Origin of the sequence: Pseudomonas sp. Irchel 3H3 (assembly GCF_900187635.1) — a bacterium.
Classification (GTDB): Bacteria; Pseudomonadota; Gammaproteobacteria; order Pseudomonadales; family Pseudomonadaceae; genus Aquipseudomonas.
Genome location: NZ_FYEC01000049.1, coordinates 1 through 23,200 on the forward strand (window position 1 = coordinate 1; position 23,200 = coordinate 23,200).

Sequence of the window (23,200 nt, forward strand, 5' to 3'; positions counted from 1 at the left end):
GGGCGCCCCGTTAACCACGCTGGCCGAACGCAGGCTTGAAGCCGTGGGTAACCCGGCAGGACGCCGGGTTAGCCGCCCCGCGCCATGGATGGCGCGTGGCGGCGGCCCACGGATTCAAGCCGGAGTGAGGGAACACCGAGCCCAAGCGAGGTGCCGAGTGGTGGGGCAAGAGCCTTTTGCTTACTTTTGGGCTCCTCCAAAAGTGAGCCGCTGTAAAAGCGGAACCATAGGTGGCCGTTACCGCAGAAATGGATATGTACCCCGCCTAATCCAACACGCCAGAAGCCCAGAGGCCGCCACGGTAGCAAGCTCCTCCCTCGCCACAGGCCGCTACAAAGTTGGGTAGATACCTATGGATATCGCAGGCTCCACAGCTGCTACAGGCACCTCGTCATTGGCAGAAGGTTTCGTGCAAATGCCGCCATCGCAGTTGGCCTGACGGCAGTTTCTCGATCACCACCGTGGCCCGGCGATCGTTGAGGACGCCGCTGGTATCCGACTGCAACTCGCGGTAGCTGAGGGTCGCGCCTTGGGCATGCTGGTCGAGCCCGCGCATGTCGCTCAAGTCGATGCGCAGCCCCGGACGCGCACCGCCCAGGGTTTCGAACAGTTGCTGCAAGGCGCCAATGTCCAGGCTGTTGCCATTGGGGGCAATCATCGAGAACTGTGGGGAGAAGCGCGCCAGCAAGCGCTCCAGTACCCCCCGGTCGGGCGTGCCGGCGAACCATTGTTCAATGTCGGCGAGGGTCTGGGTGACTTCAGTAAAATAATCGCGATAGTCGTTCATCAGGTTTTTTCCAGGAGTGGGTGGGCGGTGACGAGCGCTTTCACGCCCGATGAATCAAAGCGCAATACGGCCCACAGCGGTACCAGCGAGAGCAGTGCGGCAGCCAGGAAACAGCGTTCGAAGGCATGTGCCGAGTGCGGGCCGAGGACGCTGAGCAAGCCACTCAGCACGGCGCCGCCGAGGCAGAAACTCAGCTGCCGATTGATGTTCCACAGGGCGCTGGCGTGGTTCATGCGCGCGGGAAGAATGTCGATAAAGGCCAGGGTCTGCGCGCAACTGCTGCACAGGCTGCCACCCAGGCCCATCAAGGCATAGGCCAGCACCGGCAGCCAGCCTTGCGGTTGCTCGATCAGCACCAGCAGGCCAATGCCCAGGCTTTGCAGGAGGGCGCCGACCACCAGCAACGGCTTGGGGCCCCAGCGGTTGAAACCCCGTTTGCCGACGGCAATCGCCAGTGCCGAGCCCAGCGCCCAAGGCAGCATCAGGGCGCCGATCTGCGCGTTACCCCAACCCTGTTGGTGCAGGTACAACACGGCAATCAGGCTGGTGCCGATGAACACGCCGGGGATCAACAGGTAGACCCACATGGCCAGCCGCAAGGACGGGCTGTGCAACAACTGCAGGTCAAGCAAGGCCGAGAGTGTGCCCGCGCCATCCTCGGCGCGCTGCACGACGCGCGGCGGATCGGCCTGCAACCAGCAAGTCGCGAGCACCAGGGCCAGCAGGGTCAGTGGCAGATTGAGGTAGAACACCCAGCGCCACGACAGCGCTTGCACGATCAGCCCACCCGCGGCCGGTGACAACGCGGGGACCAGCAACGCTACCGACATTACCCAGGTGGTCAGTTGGGCCCGTTGTTGCGCCGGGAATTGGCGAAACGCCAAGGCCTGGCCGAGGGGGATCAACAGGCCTCCGCTGAGCCCTTGCAGCAGTCGCCAGCCGATCAGCGCTTCAATCGAGTCGGCACCGGCCACCAGCAGTGAGGCGCCGCCGAACAGCAGCAGTGAAGCGAGGATCAACCGCCGCTCGCCGAACCGCGCCGCCAGCCACACACTCAATGGAATGATCAAGGTCAGGCCGAGCATGTAGGCGTTGCTGATCCACGCCAGTTGGGTCACCGAGGCGTGCAATTGCTGCGCGATGTCGGGGTAGGCAATGCTGGCGACGAACATGTTCATCAGGTCGAGGGCAAACCCCAGCAGATACACCAATGCGACTTTCCAGCGATAGGCCATGACGACTTCCCGGTCAAAGAGACGGGCAGGGTAGTGCGCTGCAAGTGCTAGAGAAACACTGGTTTGCCTGCTAGTTTGTCAAAATTATTTTGACAAGGAATGCCCTCACCATGGTCAGCCTGGACCGTTTTGATACCTTCAAGGCCGTCGTCGAGGCCGGCTCATTGACCGCAGCGGCCGATCTGCTGGGGCAGACCCGGGCGGTGGTCAGCTTCAATCTCAAGCGTCTGGAAGCCGAGTTGGGGGTAACTCTACTGACCCGCAGCACCCGGCAACTGGCGCTGACCGATGCCGGTGAGCGTTTTTATCTGCGCTGCCTGCGCACCCTGGATGAAGCGCGCCTGGCGATCGAGGAGGCGCGCTCCGAGCACACCCAGCTCAAGGGCACGCTGCGAATCACCACCACCCTGGAATTTGCCCTGGCCCAGGTGGTGGGCGCGCTGGAGGTGTTTCGCCAGGAGCATCCGCAGTTGAACATTCACTTGTCGACGTCCTCGACCCATGCCGACCTGATTTCCGAACGGTTTGACGTGGCGATTCGTCTGGGACGTATGCACGACTCCAACCTGCGCGCCGTGCAGTTGTCGACCTTCGAGATTTACCCGGTGGCGACGCGCACGCTGCTCGATCGCCACGGGCCAGTGACCCGCCTGGCCGAGCTGGAGGCACTGCCGACCCTGGGGCATGGCCGGGTGCCCGAGTTGACGGTCACGGACCCCGCAGGCACTGAGCATGTCTATCAACCGCTGCCTGGGAAAACCGCGATCATCGCCGACAACTCGGCCACCCTGCGGGCATTTGCCCTGACCGGGCAGGGGGTGGCGATTTTGCCTGAATGGCTGGTTGCCGAGGATCTGCAGCAGGGTCGATTGCAACGCTTGTTGCCCGATCACCGGTTTGCCCTGCAGGGGGTGTATGCCTTGTACCCGGACACCCGGCACCTGCCGCTGAAAGTGCGGGCGTTTATTGATTTCATGAAGGATTGGAGCTGAGGTTGGCGGGTACCTGTTCGGACGCCATCGCGGGCAAGCCCTGCTCCGACACCTCTCCTGTGGGAGCGGGCTTGCCCGCGATGCTTTTCGAGCTTCAGAGCTGCCCGCGCAAGCCAAACCGCTTCATCAACACCGACTCCAGCAAGCCTTTGGGCAGCAACCCAGCCAGCAGTGGCAGGGCGCGGCTGCCGTTGCCCAGGCGCAGCAGGCGCGGTGGTCGGTCTTGCTGCACGGCCTTGAGCAGGTCGGCGGCGAACTCGCTGGCGGCGGTCGGCTTGTCCTGAGACGCCTTGGCCCGCGCCCGAATGCCTTCGCGCAGCGGCCACCAGGGTGACTGTTGGTTGAGCAACTGTTCGGCCTCAGCCCCGGCATTTTTCGCAAAGCTGGAAGCAATCGCCCCCGGCTGCACTTCCAGCACCCGAATGCCGAACGGTGCCAGCTCCATGCGCAGCGCGTCGCTCAAGGCATGTACCGCGGCCTTGGAGGCGCAGTAGGCGCCGGCAAACGGGGTGACCAGCACCCCGGACACGCTGCCGATATTCACCACCAGGCCCTTGTTGTGGCGCAACAGCGGGAACAGCGCACGGGTGACGCCGACCAGGGCGAACACGTTGGTTTCGAACTGGCGCTGCATGGCCGGCACCCCGCCATCGAGCAACGGCCCCATGGCGCCATAGCCGGCATTGTTGATCAATACATCCAGGCCGCCATGCTGCTGGTTGATCTGTTCGCTCAGTTGCTCGAGTGCCGGGCCATCGTTGACGTCCAACTGCACGGCGGTGAAACCGACGGCGGCCAGTGCCGTCACATCCTCAGCCTTGCGCGCAGTGGCCCAGACTTGGTAACCGGCCTGTTTGAACACATCGGCCAGGGCGCGGCCGATGCCACTGGAACAACCGGTGATTAACGCGATGGGCATGGCGCGATCCTTGTGCAATCAGCAGAGAAGGGGATTCAGTCGGAGAAGCTACCTTGTAAACGCTCGGCACGAAACTCCAGCGTTTGTGGACGATAGCCAGGGCGCAGCGGCGGCATCGGCAGGCAGTCTTGCCAGTTGGCCCCAGCCTGCAATTCACCTGGGCCGCGGTAGCGCGGTGCGGCGTATTGATTGTCCGCCAGGTTGACCGTATCGCCCGGTGCATAGGCGCCGATCCGCCACCGCAATTCGGTCAGCGGCACGTTGTTGCCGTTGTTCATTTTCAGCAGCAACGGCCGGTCCGCCGGGCACTGCTCGGGGGCGTAGCTGATGCGCAACTCCAGGCGTGCCAGTTGCTTGACCTCGCGGTTGTCCAGCCATACCACCCAGATAGCCACCAAGCCCAATCCAAGCGCCGCCGCCAATGACACCGGCAAGGCCTTGGCCGGATAACGCAACAACAGAATCAACCAGGTGATGACCAACAGAACGCCGATGAACATGGAGCAAACCTCGCAAGCGGGAAACAGCATCCTACCTAAGCGTAGGGGAGGTTGGCGACCAGGCTGGCTGGGGATGCAAAAAAGCCCCCGCCCAACCCACTGCGGATAGGGGACGCAGTCGGCTGGACGGAGGCTGGTTTGTTGCCCGTGATTACTGCGCGATAGTTTTCACCGACACCCCACGCTCAAGTGGGGTGGAGCGTCCGTAGATATCCTCGAACCGCTCGATATCGTCCTCGCCCAGGTAGCTGCCCGATTGCACCTCGATGATCTCCAGCGCGATCTTGCCCGGGTTGCGCAGGCGATGCACCGAGGCGATCGGAATGTAGGTCGACTGGTTCTCGGTCAACAGGAACACGTTTTCATCGCAGGTCACCTCGGCGGTGCCGCTGACCACGATCCAGTGTTCGGCGCGGTGATGGTGCATCTGCAGCGACAGGCAGGCGCCCGGCTTGACCGAGATGTGCTTGACCTGGAAACGCCCGCCCATGTCCACCGAATCGTAGGAGCCCCAGGGCCGGTAGACCTCGCAGTGGTTCTGGGTTTCGCTGCGGCCCTGTTCGTTGAGGGTGTTGACCATCTGCTTGACGCCTTGGACCTTGTCCTTGTGGGCGATCATCATGGCGTCCTTGGTCTCGACCACGACGATGTTGTCCAGGCCGATCACCGACACCAGTTTGCCGTTGCCGTGGATCATGCAGTTGCGGCTGTCCTGGATCACCACGTCGCCCTTGCTGACGTTGCCGTTGCTGTCTTTCTCGTGCACGTCCCACAACGACGACCAGCACCCGACATCGCTCCAGCCGGCGGTCAGCGGCACCACGCAGGCGCGCTGGGTTTTTTCCATCACCGCGTAGTCGATGGAGTTGTCCGGGCAGCAGGCGAAGGTGGCTTCGTCGAGGGTCAGGGTGTCGGCATCCTGCTCACTGCGTTCAAGGGTCAGCAGGCAGGTGTCGTAGATGTCCGGGTCGTGCTTTTTCAGCTCTTCGAGGAAACGACTGGCGCGGAACAGGAACATGCCGCTGTTCCAGAAGTAGCCCCCGGCCTGGACGAACTCGGTGGCGCGCTTGACGTCGGGTTTTTCGACGAAGTGCGAAACCCGGCTGACGCCTTCGGGCAGCAGCGCATCGTTGCAGGACTTGATGTAGCCATAGCCGGTTTCAGGTTTAGTGGCCGGCACGCCGAACAGCACCATCTCACCGCGCTCGGCGGCCACGGTGGCCAGGGCCAGGGCGCGTTGCAGGGCTTTCTGGTCTTCGAGCACGTGGTCGGCCGGCAGCACCAGCATCAACTCGTCGCGACCTTCGTTGAGCAGCATCATCGCGGTCAGCGCCACGGCCGGTGCGGTGTTGCGCCCGAAGGGCTCCATGAGGATGCGCTGGGCCTCCAGCTTGCGGTTGCTCAGTTGCTCGTTGACGATGAAACGGTGGTCCTTGTTGCAGACCACGATCGGTGTGTCCATGCCATCGAACACCAGGCGCTCGAGGGTCTGCTGGAACAGCGTGTGTTCACCGGTCAGGGCGAGGAACTGCTTGGGGAACTGTTTACGCGAAAGCGGCCAGAGACGTGAACCGCTACCACCTGACAAGATCACTGGAATCATGGTGTTACTCCTCGAAAATCGTTTGGATAGAGCTACGAACGCTGTATCGTTTCACTCTTGTTCTTGTTCCGTGTCCCAACTGACACCTCGGTCCCTGTGGGAGCTGGCTTGCCAGCGATGGCATCAACCCGGTGCATCTGCTTCACCGAGTCGCCTGCATCGCGGGCAAGCCCGCTCCCACAGGGAAATGGGTCAATCGGACGAATTCATCAGCGCGTCGACACCGGGCGTTTCACCCAGACGGGCGACAGGCTGCTGCCGTTGCCGGTGACGTACAGCACCGCGGCTTCACCGCGTTCCAGGGCGACGGGCTTGAGGTCGCCGACTTTTTTCTCGCCGTCGTACAGCGCCAGGCTGACTTTCACCGGATTGATCTCGCGCTCGCCACGACCCTTGGCGGCGACGGTCTTGACCACTTCGGTCTTGCCATCGGCAGTCTTCAGGGTCAGGGGCTTGTCGGTGAGGTTCTGCACCCGTACCAGGGACTTCTGCTTGTTCTTGAACGGCGGTTCTTCGATCAGTTGCGGCTGGCCACTGGCGTTGTTGACCAGGGTGTAATAGTGATCGGCGGCCAGCTTCACCGGCAGGGTCTGGCTGCCGACCTTGGCGCTGTAGTCGCCGCCGGGCATGAAGCTGAAGTCACTGCTGGCCAACGGTGCGACTTCGCTCAGGTTGGTGCTGCCGACCGTCGCGCTGACTTCGGCGTTGCTGGCGTTGTAGATGCGCACGAAGCTCGAGCCCTTTGGTGCGACGGGACCGTAGAGGGCGGCATCGCCGGCGAACGCCGACATCGACAGCATGCTCATGCCGGCAACGAGGGCGAAGGTCTTGGCGAGACGACGAGGATTGGAAGTGCAAGTCATGGGAGTTACCTCTTTCAGTTTTGCGCCCGGTCGGGCGTCTCGGATTGAGTGTTTGCGGCTACGTTCTGTTGGCGCGCACCGGCTTGTTTGAGTTCCGCGACCCACTGCGGGTCGGCGTCGCCGATTTCGTTGTTCACGGGCAGATAACGTTCAGGAAACTCCCAGATCAGCACCTGGGGCGGGCTGTTCTTGAAGTCGTCACTTTTCAGGTAGCTGAGCATCGGCAGGATCGGCCCGTGGCCGTCCTCGGCGTAACTCACCACGTCGCTGTTCAGCGCTTGCTTGAGCGCACCGACAAAATTCCAGCTGGGGTTGGCGCTGTAGCTGGTGCCGATCAGGGCCACCGGCACTTCGCTGTTGGCGAACAGCGCGTCGTCACCGGCAGGTTGGTCGACAGCTGCCACGGTGTTGCGCTTTTGCAGCGACTCTTGCGCCGGCATCAGGTTTTCGAACAGCGGGTCCAGCGGCAGGAACAGACGCAGGTCGCCCTTGTGGGTGATTTTCTCCGCAGGTTCAGTGACGAAGCGCTGAGGCTCGCCACTCAGCGGGTACTTGTCGGCAATGGTTTTAGCCAGACGGTTGGCGGCGATCTCGGCGCCTTCCGGGGTCCAGTGGGTGTCGGTGCGCAGGAACACTTGCTGGCCCTTCTGCTTGGCCGCTTGCAGCGGGCCGAGCAGGTCCGGGGCCGGAATTCGGTCGGCGGCCAGGCGCTGGTGGAAGTCCTGGTAGAGGTTGGCGTGGATGCTCGCCGGCTTGACCTCGCCCAGGTGTTCCGGGTACAGGCGAACCTTGGCTGGCACCACCGCCATCACCAGTTGCACGCCGCGCGCCTCGAGGGTCTGGCGCACGCCCTCGACCAGCGCGTAGTTGCCTTGCAGGTTCAGCTCTTCGTTGACGATCGGGTTGAACTCTTCATCGCTGTACAACCACTGGTCGCGGCCGAGCACCACGCCCGGACGGCCTTCGTTGAACAGCTTGAAGTCCAGCGCGGCCCACAGGTTGGTGCCCAGGCGCTTGATCGGGAACTGCTCGTCGTAGTGGGTTTCCACGGCCTTGCTCCAGCGACCGTTGAGCACGGTCGCCTCGGCGTTGGTGCTGAAGCCGAAGAAGCTGCGTACCGACCACAGGCCCAGGACCATCAAGGTCACCAGGAACAGGGCGATGTAGAACACGCGTAATGAGCGGGTCATGGTCAGATCCCTCAGAACTGGAAGTAAAGGAACGGCGAAAAGCTTTGCGCCGAGAGTTTCAGGATGGAGGCGAGGAACAGCAGCAGCACCAGGGCGCGCATTGCGTAGCGTGGCCATACCGCGACCGCGCCACTGGCCAGCACCAGGGCATCGGCGCCGGGTGCTGGGTTGGCGGCTTGGCCTTGGGGGGCGGCAGGGCGGTTGCGGTAGAAGTCCCGCAGGCCAAAGAACGCCAGAGTCGCGTAGGCCACCACCAGGGTTGCCACTTGCAGGCCGGTGAGGCTGGCGCGGTTGAGTTCCGACAGCGACCAGTCGCTGAAGCTGAACATGGCGCCGTACATCCGCCCGGCGACATGCAGGTTTTCTGCGCGGAAGATCACCCAGCCCATCACCACCAGCAGGAAAGTCAGGGCCCAGCGGATCGGGTTGAAGCTGTGTGGCGAGGTGTTGAGACCGATGGCTTTCTCGATCGCCAGCCACATGCCGTGCCAGGCCCCCCAGACGATGTAGGTGATGTTGGCGCCATGCCACAGGCCACCGAGCAACATGGTCAGGAACAGGTTGCGGTAGGTGGTCAGGGTGCCTTTGCGATTGCCGCCCAGGGTGATGTACAGGTAGTCGCGCAGCCAGGTCGACAGGCTGATGTGCCAGCGCCGCCAGAACTCGGTGATCGACTGGCTGATGTACGGTTGCTTGAAGTTTTCCATGAAGCGGAAACCCATCATCAAGCCCAGGCCGATGGCCATGTCGCTGTAGCCGGAGAAGTCGAAGTACAGCTGCGCGGTGTACGCCAGGGCCCCGAGCCAGGCGTCGCCGGTGGTTGGGTTCTGCAGGGCGAAACAATGGTCGGCGACCACCGCCAGGGTGTCGGCGATGAACACTTTCTTGATGAAACCCTGCATGAACCGCGTGCAGCCCTCGGAGAACTTATCGAGGGTGTGGGTGCGGTGGTTGAACTGGTCGGCGAGGTCGCGAAAACGCAGCACGGGACCGGCGATCAGGTGCGGGAAGATCGCCACGAACGCCGCGAAGTCGATCAGGTTGCGGGTCGCCGGAGTGTCGCCACGGTAGACGTCGATGATGTAGCTGATGGACTCGAAGATGTAGAACGAGATCCCGATCGGCAACAGCACGTGGGTCAGGATGAATGGCTCAAGCCCTACCGAGGTCATCATGGCGTTGATGCTGTCGACGCCGAAGTTGGCGTACTTGAAGTAGCCGAGGATGCACAGGTCCACGCCCACGCCCAGCAGCAGCCAGCGTTGGGCCGGCTTGGTGCGCACGCCGGCGGCACCGACCTTGAGGCCGATCCAGTAGTTCCACAGCGTGACGGCGGCGAACAGCGCGAGGAAGTCCACTCGCCACCAGGCATAGAACACGTAGCTGGCGATCAACAGCAGCAGGTTGCGATAGCGTTGCCCGCTCAGGTAGTACAAGCCGAGGAAGATCGGCAAGAACAAAAACAGGAACACGTTGGATGAAAATACCATCCCGATCTCTCCTAGTTGAACTCACATTCAAGGGCCAACGGCCCCCCCAAACCCCCCGTCGAAATTTGGAGGGCATACATCTTCACTGTGGGAGCGGGCTTGCCCGCGATATCGGTCTGACACATCACCAATGTTGTCGACTGATCCACCGCTATCGCGGGCAAGCCCGCTCCCACAAGGTTTCGTGTTGGTCTTAAGAGCCTTTGCCCTTCTCATGGCTCGGGTCGTAGACCCTGGTCAGGTCACCCCCCAGGCGGAAGGTCTTGAACGGTTGCATCTCGCGCTTCTTCTCCAGCACATCCGGCGTGCAGGTGTAGAGCGAGCAGTAGGGTTCGAGCCAGGCGAATTTCGAGTCGACTTTAAGGTCGGTCATGTCCTGCTCCTGGCCGTTCTTGTCCTCGAACTCGTCCGGGTCCTTGACCCCGGCGAGTACCCGGTCGCCCAGGCGCTTGAGCGCGCCCTGGTTTTCCTGGCGCAGGTCGACACCGTTGACCTGGGCGAAGCTGGCGATCATCGCCAGCGGCGGCAAGGCGTAGTTGTGGTAGGCCAGTGCCCGCTGCTGGCGCTTGAGTTCGTTGGGCAGGAAACCTTCGGCGTCGACCTGGTTGGCAGCGACCTTGAATTCCTTGACGGACCAGTCGAACAGGTCGCGGCGGTTGGTCGCGACGGCAGTGGCCATCACCGACCAGGCGGCCCAGTACGAGTGGTTGTTGGTTTTTTCCAGCGGCAGGTTGTCCCAGTCGCTGACGACCTGGTCGGCCATTCGGCTGAACCAGGCCTCGATCTGTTGCGCTTGCTGTTGGTGAGTCGCCAGCGGCTGGGAGCTGGAGAACTTCAGGCGGATGTAGGCCGAGGCCATGCTGCCCAGCGCCCATTTGCGCATCGACTTGCCGGTGTGGTTGAAGTCCTTGGACATCAAGGCATCGGCGCTGGCCCAGGCGCTCAACTGGTTGAGCGTGCATTCGAGCTGTTGCGCACGACCGTCGCGCATGAACTGCATCACCTGTTTGCTGGTGCCCCGTTCGATGCGAGTGATGTCGGCGGTGGCGTCGCGAAAGGCTTTTTCCGATTGCACGTTGAGGGTCGAGCGAGCCTTGTCGGAGCCTTCGTATTTGCTGCGAAATTGCAGCGCGCCGGTGTAGGGCGTTGGCGTGGCGTCGCAATTGCTCTTGCTGTCGCCAGTCTTGAATTTCTCCACCGGGGCCAGATAGCCCTGGGGCGGACGCAGCGGCGCGGCGGCCTGCGTGGCGCCGGCGAACAGCGCCAGGCTGAGCAGGGCGGGCGCCAAACGGCTGTGCAGTTTTCGGTTGTGCATGGCAGACCTCATTGCCCGACCTGGGCGGTACGTTGCCCAGCGCTCGGGAATACGTTGCGTTTGCAGATTTTCGCTTCGACTTTCTGTGGCGCAGCACCCGCTTGCGGGCCCTGGACTTCAACGGCCAGCAGGTTCTGCGTGGCCCAGTCTTCGTCGGTGCGCAGTTCAAAGGCGAAACGACCGTCGGTGTCGGAGGTTTCCGGTTTGTCGATCTTGATGTCCTCGTGGCGACCGTTCATGTACCAGAGGGTGGCTTGCAGGGTTTTCACCGAAGGGTCGGCGAAGCGGATGTCGATCTGATGGCTGCTGTTGCGCAGGTCCATGTTCTTGCTGTTGACCATCAACTCGTTCTTGCCCGGCTTGAGGGTCGAGTTGCTGCTCAGGAGCGCGTCCTTGCCTTCGCAGCCGTTATCGAGCAGGGCCATCATCTGGCGGTAGATGGTTTCCTGGTCCAGGCGATACAGCGGCGAGAACTCCCAGATGAGGATCTTCGGCGGGGTTTTCTGGAACTCCTCGCTGCCCAGGTACTGCAGCATCGAACCTTCCAGGCCACCGCCGGGGAAGGCAACGTTGAGGATGTCGGCGCCGATGGCCTCTTCCAGGAAACCGGCGAAGTTGTAGTTCTTGCCGCTGTGGCTGGTGCCGACCAGGGTGATCTGTGGGTTGCCGGCATCGCTGAAGAGGTCACCGTCCGCCGCCTCGCCCTTGGGCTCGGTGGTGAACTGGTCCATGTACTGGATGGCGTAGCTGGTGCCGCACAGTTGCCCGGCCATGTTGTGCAGGGTGCCGGTCTTGCCCATGCGCCCAGACTTTTTGGTCTCGAATTCACGCTTGGGAATGTCGGCGAATTCGGGCAGGTGCTTGACCTTCTCGGCGACGATTTTCGCCGTGCGCTGGGCGCCATAAGGGGTCCAGTGCTGGTCACCGCGGAAGTAGAAATCATGCGCGGGCAGGGTCTCGGGCAGCGCTTCGTTGGTCAGCGGTGAGAGGTCCGGCACCACGTAGCCCATCTCGGCAAAACGCGCGAGCATGCCCTGGTAGTTTTTCAGCGCCTTGTCGTAATCGAACGCGGCCTTCTCTTGTGGGTTGAGCTTGTTGCGGTTCACCAGGCCACGGGTCGGCTGGTAGACCACCACCAGTTCAATGCCCTTACTCTTGAAGGCTTCGCGCAGTTGCTTGAGGCGACGAAAGCCTGCCGGCGTGGTGGTGAATTCGGTGCGCAGGTCTTCCTGGGTACGGAACAGCCAGTCGCCCTGGGCTTGCACCAGGGTGGTGAAGTTCTGCTGGTAGCGCGTGGTGTAGTTTTTCGCGTCATGGGCTTCGGGGCACAGGTTGCAGCACGGCTCGGCACTGAAGTTCGGTGCCTTGGCCGCATCGGCGCTGGCCGCGTCACTGACGCTGAACAGGGCGGCGGCCAGGCCGGTGAGGCTGAGCAGTTTGATCAAGTGGGGTTTCATGAATGTCATCCTCAGTCGCGCATTTCGGTCTGGCGTTCGACGGGGTCGATCAGCACGGCTTTTTGCTGGCGCACCAGCAGGTCGAGGATTTCGTCCTGGCGTTCGCCGAGGATCCCCGAGAAGCTGATGCCACTGGATTTGGTCGGGGCAAGCATCGACACCCGGTACAGCTCGACGCTCAGCGGCGAGTCGATGGACAGCGGTCCGCTGCCGTTGGCGGCCAGCTCACCGCCGACCACGATCAGCGACACCTGGGCGTCGAACGGGTCGAGCTTGATGTCGCGGTCGGTGTCGGAAAGGTCCTTGATGTGGCCGTAGACCCCGGTCAGGCCGTTGGCCATGGCGATGTTTTCGTAGAGGCGGATGTTCACGCTGTTACGAATGCGAATGCCGTGGCGCCGGTTGCTGATCACCTTGTTGCCCCACAGCAGGTTGTCGCCACTCTCATAGAGGGTGATGCCGTCGGTGTGGTTGCGGTAGATCTCGTTGTAGGCCACCAGGTTGTTGACGCTGTTACGGTCGATCACCAGCCCCGACAGTTTGTTGTCGTAGCTGCGGTTGTTGAAGATGAAGCTGTCGTTGACTTCCCGGGAAATGATGATGCCGTGCTTCTTCTTGGTGCCATGCACGGTGTTGTCGGCAATGATCAGCCCGTGGGAGCGGTCATGGGGGTCGATGCCGTAGACGATGTTGTCTTTGTAGGTGTTGCCCTTGACCACGAAGTCGCGGGTTTCATAGCAGTAGAAGCCGTACCACATGTCCGAGAATTCGGAGTCGATGATCCAGCCGCTCGGTTCCGAACGCTTGAGCACCTTGGCCATGTTCGGCGTGTACTGGGAAATACTCACCCCGTAGGACTTGCTGTTGGCGTAGCCGAAGCTGGCCATCTGGCTGTTGACGATGTAGGTCTGGGTGCCGCCCCAGGCCAGCAGGAACGGGCGGAATTCCTTGGGCGAGCGGAAGGTCGCCGGGCCGTTGGTTGATTCGCGCCAGCCGGTGATTTTGCTGTCGCGCACAAACAGCTGGCCGTCGTTGACCAGGAACGAACCGGCCTCCTCGGACAAACGCAACTCTTGGGTCTGCTTGTCGATATCGAGGATGCCCTTGGCGCCGACCACGATCGGCAAGCGGGCCAGGAACACCCCGGGCGAGGTTTCGCTGAAGTACTGTTTGGGCAGTTTTTTACTCAGGTCCTTGAGGTTGAGGTAACCGTCGTCAATGAAGATCGCCTGGGGGATGCCGTGTTGGCGCACCACCCATTCGGCCATCTTGTTGTCGCCGCCGATGAAGTCCTTCAATGCGTTTTCCTGCATCATCCGCCGCACGCTGACCTTGCCGGCCTTGCTGCGCACGATCTTGGCTTCCACCTCTTGCGCGGTGTAGCCGGACAGGTCGGGCAGCGTCGGTGCCGCCAGTTCCAGGGGCGCCGTCGGCGCACTGCTGACGGTGTAGGTCTTGGCCTGTTGCAGCTCCTTGGCCACGGTCACCGGCTGGCTTTTGCCCACCGGCGCGCCAGGCTCGACGCTGGCGAACGCAGCGTTGCCCGCCAGCAGCAGGGCGGCGGCCAACAGGTTGATCGCAGGGTTGTTCATCCGGGGCACTCCCTTGGCGGCTCGCATCAGAAGCGCCAGATCACGTCGACGAACGCGCGGTGCATGTACGAGTCGACCTGGTTGCCGTAGGCATCGCCGGGCTTGAACACACCGCCACGAAAGCGCACCAGCGCCGCCGGTTCGTCGATCGACTTGCTCAGGCTGGCCGGCAGCAAGCCTTGCTTGAAGTACTTGGTGACCACCAGGTCGACTTCCTGGCCGAGGTCCTTGTTACCGTCTTCCAGCGGCAGCGAGGTGCTCGACAGCAGCGCGCCGGTGACGTCGTCGTAGTTGTTGTCCACGGCATTGATGCCGTTGCTGCCGACCGGCTTGTTGCCGTCGACGCGCCAGAACTTGTGGTAGACCAGGCTGGCGTCGTAGTCGTCCTGGAGCATCCAGGAACCGAACAGGGTGGCGCTCTGCATGTTGTTCATTTCGCCACGGAAAGCCTCGCCAAAACGGTGGACTCGGGCGCGGGTGCCGGTGTAGTTGGAACGGTTGCTCTGCAGGCCGTTCTGCTCGTAGTCGGCGCTGGAACGGGCGTAGGCGGCACCGACCTGCCACTTCGGATCGAGGCGCAGGCGCACCCCCAGGTCGGTGGCCCAGCCATCGACATCGCCGCTGCGTTTGGCCTCGGCCGGGTGGCTGCCATCGGCGTTGAGCGGGTTGACCGTGTCGCGCTCGCCGGACATGCCGGTGACGCTGGCCCAGTAATTGACCGTATTGGTATTGCGCCAGTTGTAAGCGTCGCTGTTGGCTTCCAGGCCGACCCAGCTCAGGTCGCCATTCTGTTTTTTGTCGCTGGCGTCGCTCGCCTCGCCCGGTGTCGGGTAATCGAGCTTGCCGTCATCATGGGTGTGATGGGCGCGCAGGCCGACCCATTGCCCCGGTGTCCATTGCGTTGCGACATCGCCGAACACATGCAGGCGGTCCTTGTCCTGAGGGGCCAGTTCGGTGAGGTCGGTGCGGTATTCGCTGAAGCGTTCGGCGATCCCGACGTTGGCTTTCAACAGGGTGGTGTCGAAGGTCCAGTTCAACGCTTCGATGTTGGTGTCGCGCCATTGTCCGTCGTCGTTGCGCAGGCGTTGGCGACCGAACTTGAGAACCTCGCCGGGGTAAGGGGTGAGGCCGCCGTAAGCGACCCAGAACTCGCGCATGGCCAGGTAGTTCTTCTTGCTCTTGCGACCGTCGTCGTTGCTGCCCTGGGTGCCTTCGGTATCGGACTGCTGCAGGGTGTCGGTCTCGATGATGTCGGTGGAGGTCACGGCCTGGCCCATGGCGTAGGCGCTCCAGTTGCCGCTTTCGCCATAGACCCACGGACGCAGGTCCAGGCCCACGCCGTTGACGTCGCCGCCAGGCGCGGTGCCCAGGTCGCGGTCGTCTTCGGATTGACCGGTGATCTTCACGTCCAGGCCCATGTGCTTGGTATCAGTCATCGCGGCCAGGGTCGGGCAGGACCACAGCAGGGCGAAGCTCAGGCCGATGCCAGCCTTTACAAAGGGATTCAACTTCATAGGGATTCCTCACCATCTTCTTGCAGGGCCTGCACGTTCAAGGGGGTCTGGCTTACGGCGCCACGGATTGCCTGTTCTTGTTGCAACAGGCGTTGCGCCTCGGCCAGTTGCGCGGGCGGCAATTGGGCTTCGAGTGTCTGTGCCAGCTCAGTGGCTTGCGGGGTGTTCTGGGCCTTGGCCAGTTGGCTGAAGACATAGGCGTTGAGCAGGTTGGGCCGGGTGCCCTTGCCTTGGGAGAACAACTGGGCGATGGCGAAGTCGGCGCTGTTCTGGCCGTTGCGCGCAGCGGTCAGCAGGTGCTCCAGGGCTTTTTGCGAATAGACCTGGCCCAGGTAGCCCCGGCGGTAGATCTGGCCGAGGTAGTAGTCGGCGGCGACTTCCCGGCCCACGGCTTTCTGGAAGTGGGATTGCGCCCGCTTGGCGTCGGCCGGCACCCACTTGCCGTCGTAGTAGAGTTTGCCCAGCAGCAGTTCGGCCCGTGGCTGGTCAGCCGCGCGGCCGTTTTCCAGGTACTCCATCAGCTTGTCGACATCCCCCAGTTCAGGGAAGTCGTAGAGCAACTGGGCCAGGCTGACCCAGGCGGCGGGGTAGGCGGGGGCGATCTGCTCCAGCATGGTCTGGGCGGTTTTTTCGTCCGGGGTGCCGAGGCTGGCATCCGCCAGGACCCGTGCCACGCTGTCCATGCGCTGGGCCGACACGGTGCCGCGGCTGAAGCCGGCCTGCAGTTGCTTGAGCAGTTCGGCCTGTTGCTCGGGTTGGGCACGTTTCTGATAGACCGTGGCCAATTCGACGTAGCAGATGTCGGTGCTGCTCAGCGCCACTTTGCAGATTTTCTCGATGTCATCCAGGTGCTGGTCGTAGGTGCCCTGGGTGCGATACAGCAGCACCTGGGCCAGGCCGGCTTCCGGGTAACCGGCGCTGCGCCATTGGCTGATCTGCTGCTGCGCGTTCACGTTGGGAAAACTGTGGGGATACTGCAGGTACAGCATCGCCAGCGGGATCAGGGTATTGCCCTCGCCATTGGCGAAGGCCTTTTTCAGCAAGCCTTCGGCTTCGTGCTGCTCGGCTTCGCTGGAACCCGGCTTGGCCACCAGCAGGCGGCCCAGGCGCGCCTGGGCTCGTGGCGAGATTTCGGCGGCAGCCCGGTAAGTGGCTTCGGCGGCCTTGATCTGCGCCGGGTCACGGGTTTCCACCTGCAGGTCGGCGAGGCCAACCTGGGCTTCGCTGTAACCCAACTCGGCCAGTTGCTGATAGTTCTGCTGCGCCAGCGCGGTGTCGCCACGTTTCAGCGCTTCATTGGCCAGGCGCTGGTCGGGCAGGCCGGCGCAGCCACTGAGGCCGATGGCCAGGGCCAGTGCGCAGAACGCATAACCCTTGTGCAAATAGGCTTTTGTGGGAGCCGGGCTTGCCCGCGATGGGCACGGTTGGGTGTGCCTGGCGGACCGAGGCGTTGCTTTCGCGGGCAAGCCCGCTCCCACAATGGCTCGCTCCCACAGAGGCTGCGGTGTTCTTTGGAATGGGGGCGTGATCACAGGCATGTCCTCCGCTTAAAGACCTTTAGCCATGGCTTTGTCGATCAGCCAGTTGAGGGACGGACCACGGTCGCTGCTGACTTCCACCGGGCGGCCGGCGAAGGTGCTGTCCAGGGGAGCGTCAGGCTTGATCTGCACGCGGATGTCGGAGGACAGGTCGGCGCTGTTGAGGCTGGTGCTGCTGACGATCTTGCCGCTGCGCAGCTCGTCGTCGCCGGCCACCTGGAAGTTCACTGCGGTGCCTGGGCGCACGTCGGCGAACTGGCGATAGGTGAAGCGCGCCTCGACGTTGGCCTGGCTGTTGCGCGGCACCAACTGGAAGATCACATCGCCCTTGCTGGCGTACTGGCTGTCGGCAACCATCTGCTGGGCCACGGTGCAGTCGCAGGGGGAGGTGAGGGTGCCGGTCATCTGCTTGCCGAACAGTTCCTCAACCTTGGCCGGCTGCAACTGGTCTTCGTCCAGATGGCCCTTGAGTACGTCGAGCATGCTGGTGCTGAAAGTCGCCAGGGGCGCGCCCTTGGCGGCCACGCCGTCGGTTTGCACCAGGCTCTGCACCGTGCCATCGCGAGGCATGGTGACGTTCATTCCCGGCACGCTGACCAGGCCCGCCTGGGCATGGCTGACGAAGTACATGCCGTACACCGACTTGAGGATGAAGCCGAACGCCGCCAGGCCAATGACGAAGATCCCGGCGCTGAAGGTCACCGCCCGCAGGCGGCCGAAGGCGGTCATGCCGCTGCCACCGTCCTTGAGCTTGCGCGCCTTGGTGAAGTTGTCCCGTTGCAGGGTCGCCAGCACGTCGCCCATGGTCACGATATCGCCAGACAGGTGCGAGGTGATCAGGTGGCGCAAGGTCGAGATGTCCTGGGGTTCCAGGTTCTGGAACTGGCAGCCGACGCGACCGGTCTGGCGGTCGAACGAACGGACCATCAGCTCGACGTCCATGGCCAGGCCAAGGTTGTCGATCAGAAACTGCAGCCGCCCCTTTTTCACCTCACCGACCTTGAACGGGATCTGCCCACCATTGAAGCTCAGGCCACCGGCCGACAGGTCGATCAGGCGCGCCTCCACGGGCGTGCGGTCCGGGCCGAAGAAGCGCAGCTTGGCCGGGATCTTGACTCGGGCGTGTTGGCGTTGGGCTTCGGATTCATGCACTACGTTGACGTTCACGGCGGTATTCATAGGGGCGATTTCCTAGTTAATTCAGGCAAGGCGGGTCAGACCATCAGCAACAGCGCGGCGACAAAAATGCTGCCGGCGGAGAAGGTCATGGTCCGAGACGACCAGGTGTTGAACCAACGTTGAAAGCTGGCCAGGTCACGGGTCAGGGAAGTGGGCTGGCGAGTCCAGGACTGTTGATCGAGGCGGAAGAACACGTAGATCTTCACCAGCGCGCCAACGATCTGGTTGTAATAGAGAATCACCGGGTAGGCCGGGCCGATCCGGTGTCCGGAGCAGGACAGCAACAGGGTCAGGAGCAGCCGGGTGATGCCGATCCACAGCAGGTACACCAGGATGAAGGCGGTGCCGTACTTGAAGCTGGCGATGATCGCCACGGTCAGGCCCAGCAGTGAGGTCCACATCGACACGCGCTGGTCGAACAGCACCACTGAGGTGAACAGGCCCAGGCGTTTCATCCCCAGGCCCAGGGCCCGGGAGTTCTGCCGCAGGTTGTTGCCGTACCAGCGGAACATCAGCTTGCGACTGGCCTTGATGAAGCTCTTCTCCGGCGGGTGCTCCACGGTGTTGATCGCGGCATCCGGCACGTAGAAAGTGTCGTAGCCCAGGCGCATCAGGCTGAACCAGCTGGATTTGTCGTCACCGGTGAGGAACTTGAAGCGGCCCAGGCGCCAGTGTTGCAGCGAGTCGCTTTCGACATCGGCGATGAAGTCCGGGTTGGTGACCACGGTGGCGCGGAACACCGACATGCGCCCGGTCATGGTCAGCACGCGTTTGGACAGGGCCATCGAGCACATGTTGATGTGGCGCTGGGCGAAACGCAGCTTGTGCCATTCGCTCATGATGTAGCCGCCGCGCACTTCGCAGAATTCGTTGGTGGTCAGGCCGCCGACGTTCTCGAACAGTTGGAACCACGGCACGGTCTTGCGCACGACACCTTCGGCGAGCACGGTGTCGCCATCGATCACGGCGACCACGGCGCGGTTGTCCGGCAGGTGGCGGGAGATGGCGCGAAAACCGTAGGCCAGGCCGTCACGCTTGCCGGTGCCAGGGATGCGCACGAAGTCGAGTTTGACGTGAGCCGGCGGGTTCATTTTTGCCCACAGGCTTTTCACCAGCAGCTCATCGGACATTTCCACGATCGAGCAGACCAGGGTGGTCGGGAAGCCGCACTCGATGGCTTCGCGGATCACCGAGCTGTACACCTGGGCGGTGGTCAACGCGTCGATACGAAAACTGGTGACCATCAGAAATACATGGGACGGGTCCGCCGCGCTGCCCAGCTTGCGCACTTTGCGCCGCAGGTGCGGGTAGACCACGTAGAGAAACAGCATGCCGCGCAGAAAGTGCGTGGCACCCATCGAATAGCGCCAGATACCCACGGCGCCAATCAGGAAAATAAAGTCCTTGGACTCGGCGTCAAAGGTGGACGTGGGCAACAGCAAGGCCAGGCCCATCAACAAACATAAAAACAACAGCCAACCGGCGGCCTGGAGTAGGCCGTGTTTTAGCCTGTGCATAATCGCAATCCTAAAGTCAGTGGCAAGCTCCGGGGCCCGGTAGGAGCACAGCTTGCTGGCGATGGCGAATGTGAGTCCGTCATCGCCGGCAAGCCATGCACCTACAGGTGATCCAGGTGTCGGCGCCTTACCAGCAGATGCCTTCGGTGCGGCCGCTGACGCTGGTGGCCTTGGACATGAAGCCCACCAGGTCGATGACCTGTTTGCCGTGGGGCGCGTCCTGGGCCAGGGCGCGGAACTTCTCGTCACGGTTGCCGAGGATGATCACGTCGCAGTTGTCGATCACCGAGTCGAAGTCCGAGTTGAGCAGGGACGAGACGTGGGGGATCTTCGACTCGATGTAGTCGCGGTTGGCGCCGTGAACCCGGGCGTACTCGACATTGCTGTCGTAGATGCTCAGGTCGTAGCCCTTGCCGATGAGCATTTCTGCCAGGTCTACCAGCGGGCTTTCGCGCAGGTCGTCGGTGCCCGCCTTGAAGCTCAGGCCGAGCAGGGCGATCTTGCGTTTGTCGTGGCTTTCGACGATGTCGAAGGCGTTCTGCACCTGTGACTCGTTACTGCGCATCAACGAGTTGAGCAGCGGCGCCTCGACATCCAGGGAGCTGGCGCGGTAGGTCAGGGCGCGCACGTCCTTGGGCAGGCAGGAACCGCCGAAGGCGAAGCCCGGGCGCATGTAGTACTGGGACAGGTTGAGGGTCTTGTCCTGGCAGACCACGTCCATCACATCGCGGCCATCGACGCCGACGGCCTTGGCGATGTTGCCGATTTCATTGGCGAAGGTCACTTTGGTGGCGTGCCAGACGTTGCAGGTGTACTTGATCATCTCGGCCACGGCGATGTCCTTGCGGATGATCGGCGCGTCGAGTTCTTCGTACAGCGATTGCAGAACGTCGCCCGAGGCGGTGTCGAATTCGCCGATCACGGTCATCGGCGGCTGGTCGTAGTCCTTGATCGCCGTGCTTTCACGCAGGAACTCAGGATTGACCGCAACGCCGAAGTCGACCCCGGCTTTCTTGCCCGAGCAGTCTTCGAGGATCGGGATCACCACGTTGGCCACGGTGCCCGGCAATACGGTGCTGCGCACCACGATGGTGTGGCGGGTGGTCTTGTCACGCAGGACAAAACCAATCTCGCGGCATACCGCCTCGATGTAGTTGAGTTCCAGGTCGCCGTTTTTCTTGCTGGGCGTACCGACGCAGATCATCGACAGGTCGGTGTCGCGAATGGCCTCGGCGAAGTTGGTGGTACCCCGCAGGCGACCGGTCTGGATGCCTTGTGCGAGTAGCTCGCCCAGGCCCGGTTCAACGATCGGCGAACGACCGGCATTGATCATATCGATCTTGTCTTTGGCGACATCGACGCCGACGACGTCATGGCCTCGTGCAGACAGGCAACCGGCACAGACTGCACCGACGTAACCCAAACCAAATATGCTGATGCGCATCGCATTTACCTCTGTGTTTATCACGCCATTAAATGGCCGAAGTTAATAGTGTTCAGCGGTCGTAATTAACGCGGAAGTTCGGCAGGCGAACACCGCACTTCCTTCTATTGGCATGCTCAGTGGCGAGTGTCTAAATAAGTGCACTCAAGTTGTGCGTAACTTGGCCTGATTGTGTTGGCTCGCCCTGATATGCAGCCGGGCGTCCTTTGGGGCGCCGTGGTGCAACTGCCGGGTGATCCTGAGGTTCGGCAAAATGCCAGTAACCTCAACCACTTAGGTGCCCGCATTGAGCACGATTATGGGGGGCGCAGCCTTGGCCTTTGGGCAATAGTGAGGTGAGGGGTCTCCTGTCGTTCACTGTTATCCCGGTTTAATGGTGCAGCCTGCCAAGTTCAATGTGACAACTTGGTGAGTGGCTTGGCACTTGGCGTAAGTTATCTCCTACAGCGACATGGAGAATCGTTACCGGTGGTATGAGCGGCGTATTTTCAGATAGTTCATGGCCGTTCATCCCCCACTCTGAAATTTCTTGAAATATTGGCAAAGATGGCACTGCTCTCATATTGATAGCACTTGCCGTTTGGCCCTTTATTAATGGGGAGTTAATTGACGGGGATAGTTTTATGCCACTACCGGGTTAAAAAAACGGTGCCACTAGTGAAAAAAATCACCCCTGTCGAGTGAAATTAAAGTTAGCGCAATGGGGTGGTGGTTTTTTGGCGCCATAAGAATGGCGTGATGACGTGCAGAGAGGAGAAAGGGGAGCGGGGCGCACGTACCGCTGGTCGGGCCGTGCGCCAGGAGGGTGCGTCAGTCCTCGGCGTGGTCGCGCAGGAACACCAGGCTGTCGGGTTTCGACTGCTCGGCGCTGTAGCGGTAACCCTGCTGGTCGAACTGCTTGAGGTCGGCGGGGTCGTTGATGCGTTCCTGGATGACGAAGCGGCTCATCATGCCGCGGGCCTTTTTCGCGTAGAAACTGATGATCTTGTACTGGCCGTTCTTCAGGTCCTTGAACTCGGTATTGATGATCCGGGCATTCAGGGCGCTGCGCTTGACCGCCGAGAAGTATTCGTTGGAGGCCAGGTTGAGCAGCACATCGTCGTCTTGCTCGGCCAGGGCCTCATTCAACCATTCACTGATCTGCGTGCCCCAGAACGCGTAGAGGTCCTTGCCCCGGGCGTTGGCCAGCTTGGTGCCCATCTCCAGGCGGTAGGGCTGCATCAAGTCCAGCGGGCGCAACAGGCCGTACAGGCCCGAGAGCATGCGCAGGTGTTGCTGGGCATAGTCGAAATCGGCTTCGCTGAAAGTCTGGGCATTCATTCCGGTGTAGACGTCGCCCTTGAAGGCCAGCAGCGCCTGCTTGGCGTTCTGCGGGGTGAACGCCGGGGTCCAGCTGCCAAAGCGCGCGGCATTGAGGCCGCCGATCTTGTCGGAAACGTGCATCAGTTCGCTGATCTGTGCCGGGCTCAACTCGCGCAACTGCTGGATCAGTTCCTGGGAATGATCGAGGTATTGCGGCTGGGTGAAGCGCTGGGTGGCCGGCGGTGTTTGGTAATCGAGGGTCTTGGCGGGGGAAATCACCATCAGCATGAAGTCGTCTCCTTTAATCGTGCGGGGATTCTAGGGGGTTGGGCGGTTTGACTCCAGCTATCAGGACGATAGGTGCCGGGCGGTGTGCGTGTGGTAGGAGCAAAGCTTGCTCGTGATGAACGATAAGCGGATTTTGCGCACATACCGCATACCGCATACCGCGTCGCGCCAGTCGCGGCATAGGTATCTACACAACTGTGGTGCGACGTTGTACCTCTGGGCCTCTGGGGTGTTGGATTAGACCGAGTACATATCCATTTCTTCGGTAACGGCCTCCTATGGTTCCGCCTGACGGCGGCTCACTTTTGAACAGCGCAAAAGTAAGCAAAACGCTTTTACCCCACCACTCGGTGCCTCGCTTAGGCTCGGCATGCCCGTACTCCGACATTGATTTGGGGGGCCGCCGCAATGGGCCTTCCCTGGCCCAGTGCGGCTAAACCGGCGTCCTGCCGGTTTACCCCCCAAATCAATATCG

General features: G+C 62.0%; 18 protein-coding genes. 1 reads left to right on the forward strand and 17 read right to left on the reverse strand.

From position 1 onward, the window contains the following. Nucleotides 1-391: 391 nt before the first annotated feature. Nucleotides 392-787 (reverse strand): DUF4440 domain-containing protein, encoded by a 396-nt coding sequence (locus CKW24_RS27145; protein ID WP_095171911.1) that lies wholly within the window; start codon nucleotides 785-787, stop codon nucleotides 392-394. After that, entirely contained in the window at nucleotides 787-2,022 is a 1,236-nt protein-coding gene (locus tag CKW24_RS27150) for an MFS transporter (protein WP_095171913.1), read from the reverse strand. Before CKW24_RS27150 ends, CKW24_RS27145 begins: the two co-directional genes overlap by 1 nt. A gap of 110 nt (nucleotides 2,023-2,132) precedes the next feature. On the opposite strand from CKW24_RS27150, the gene CKW24_RS27155 reads away from it, so the two are divergent. Beyond that, nucleotides 2,133-3,014: a LysR family transcriptional regulator gene (locus CKW24_RS27155; RefSeq protein WP_095171915.1), complete on the forward strand. Its 882-nt coding sequence runs from the start codon at nucleotides 2,133-2,135 to the stop codon at nucleotides 3,012-3,014. Nucleotides 3,015-3,108: 94 nt separating this feature from the next. Here CKW24_RS27155 and CKW24_RS27160 read toward each other — a convergent pair whose 3' ends face one another. From CKW24_RS27160 to yaaA, 15 genes are all read right to left on the reverse strand, one after another. After that, complete coding sequence (locus CKW24_RS27160) at nucleotides 3,109-3,933, reverse strand: SDR family oxidoreductase (protein WP_095171916.1); 825 nt, start codon at nucleotides 3,931-3,933, stop codon at nucleotides 3,109-3,111. Between the two features lie 35 nt (nucleotides 3,934-3,968). Then, complete coding sequence (locus CKW24_RS27165; RefSeq protein WP_095171918.1) at nucleotides 3,969-4,433, reverse strand: multidrug transporter; 465 nt, start codon at nucleotides 4,431-4,433, stop codon at nucleotides 3,969-3,971. A 151-nt stretch (nucleotides 4,434-4,584) separates the two neighbouring features. After that, nucleotides 4,585-6,036, reverse strand: coding sequence for a mannose-1-phosphate guanylyltransferase/mannose-6-phosphate isomerase (locus tag CKW24_RS27170; RefSeq protein ID WP_095171920.1), 1,452 nt, complete (start codon nucleotides 6,034-6,036; stop codon nucleotides 4,585-4,587). 209 nt (nucleotides 6,037-6,245) lie between these two features. Then, a complete protein-coding gene (locus CKW24_RS27175) occupies nucleotides 6,246-6,899 on the reverse strand; it encodes an alginate O-acetyltransferase AlgF (protein ID WP_095171922.1) in 654 nt (217 codons plus the stop codon). 14 nt (nucleotides 6,900-6,913) lie between these two features. Further along, entirely contained in the window at nucleotides 6,914-8,089 is a 1,176-nt protein-coding gene (locus CKW24_RS27180; protein ID WP_095171924.1) for an alginate O-acetyltransferase, read from the reverse strand. Nucleotides 8,090-8,100: 11 nt separating this feature from the next. Beyond that, on the reverse strand, nucleotides 8,101-9,579 hold the full coding sequence (locus CKW24_RS27185; RefSeq protein WP_095171926.1) for an MBOAT family protein: 1,479 nt from the start codon (nucleotides 9,577-9,579) through the stop codon (nucleotides 8,101-8,103). Nucleotides 9,580-9,772: 193 nt separating this feature from the next. Continuing rightward, nucleotides 9,773-10,894 carry a mannuronate-specific alginate lyase gene (locus CKW24_RS27190; protein ID WP_095171927.1) on the reverse strand — a complete coding sequence of 374 codons (1,122 nt, stop codon included), beginning with the start codon at nucleotides 10,892-10,894 and terminating at the stop codon, nucleotides 9,773-9,775. Between the two features lie 8 nt (nucleotides 10,895-10,902). Beyond that, complete coding sequence (locus CKW24_RS27195; protein WP_095171929.1) at nucleotides 10,903-12,351, reverse strand: alginate O-acetyltransferase; 1,449 nt, start codon at nucleotides 12,349-12,351, stop codon at nucleotides 10,903-10,905. 11 nt (nucleotides 12,352-12,362) lie between these two features. Then, the gene (algG, locus tag CKW24_RS27200; protein ID WP_371917613.1) at nucleotides 12,363-13,970 is read right to left on the reverse strand and encodes a mannuronan 5-epimerase AlgG; all 1,608 of its coding nucleotides are present in this window, start codon (nucleotides 13,968-13,970) and stop codon (nucleotides 12,363-12,365) included. Beyond that, complete coding sequence (locus CKW24_RS27205) at nucleotides 13,970-15,457, reverse strand: alginate export family protein (RefSeq protein WP_095171933.1); 1,488 nt, start codon at nucleotides 15,455-15,457, stop codon at nucleotides 13,970-13,972. The genes algG and CKW24_RS27205 overlap by 1 nt, the downstream gene beginning before the upstream one ends. Next, complete coding sequence (gene algK, locus CKW24_RS27210) at nucleotides 15,454-16,839, reverse strand: alginate biosynthesis TPR repeat lipoprotein AlgK (protein ID WP_095171935.1); 1,386 nt, start codon at nucleotides 16,837-16,839, stop codon at nucleotides 15,454-15,456. Before algK ends, CKW24_RS27205 begins: the two co-directional genes overlap by 4 nt. Nucleotides 16,840-17,004: 165 nt before the next feature. Beyond that, the gene (locus CKW24_RS27215) at nucleotides 17,005-18,174 is read right to left on the reverse strand and encodes an alginate biosynthesis protein Alg44 (RefSeq protein ID WP_095171936.1); all 1,170 of its coding nucleotides are present in this window, start codon (nucleotides 18,172-18,174) and stop codon (nucleotides 17,005-17,007) included. Between the two features lie 35 nt (nucleotides 18,175-18,209). Beyond that, nucleotides 18,210-19,691: a mannuronan synthase gene (gene alg8 / locus CKW24_RS27220; RefSeq protein ID WP_095171938.1), complete on the reverse strand. Its 1,482-nt coding sequence runs from the start codon at nucleotides 19,689-19,691 to the stop codon at nucleotides 18,210-18,212. A gap of 127 nt (nucleotides 19,692-19,818) precedes the next feature. Then, nucleotides 19,819-21,135: a nucleotide sugar dehydrogenase gene (locus CKW24_RS27225; RefSeq protein ID WP_095171940.1), complete on the reverse strand. Its 1,317-nt coding sequence runs from the start codon at nucleotides 21,133-21,135 to the stop codon at nucleotides 19,819-19,821. Nucleotides 21,136-21,945: 810 nt separating this feature from the next. Next, entirely contained in the window at nucleotides 21,946-22,725 is a 780-nt protein-coding gene (gene yaaA, locus CKW24_RS27230; RefSeq protein WP_095171941.1) for a peroxide stress protein YaaA, read from the reverse strand. Nucleotides 22,726-23,200 lie beyond the last annotated feature (475 nt).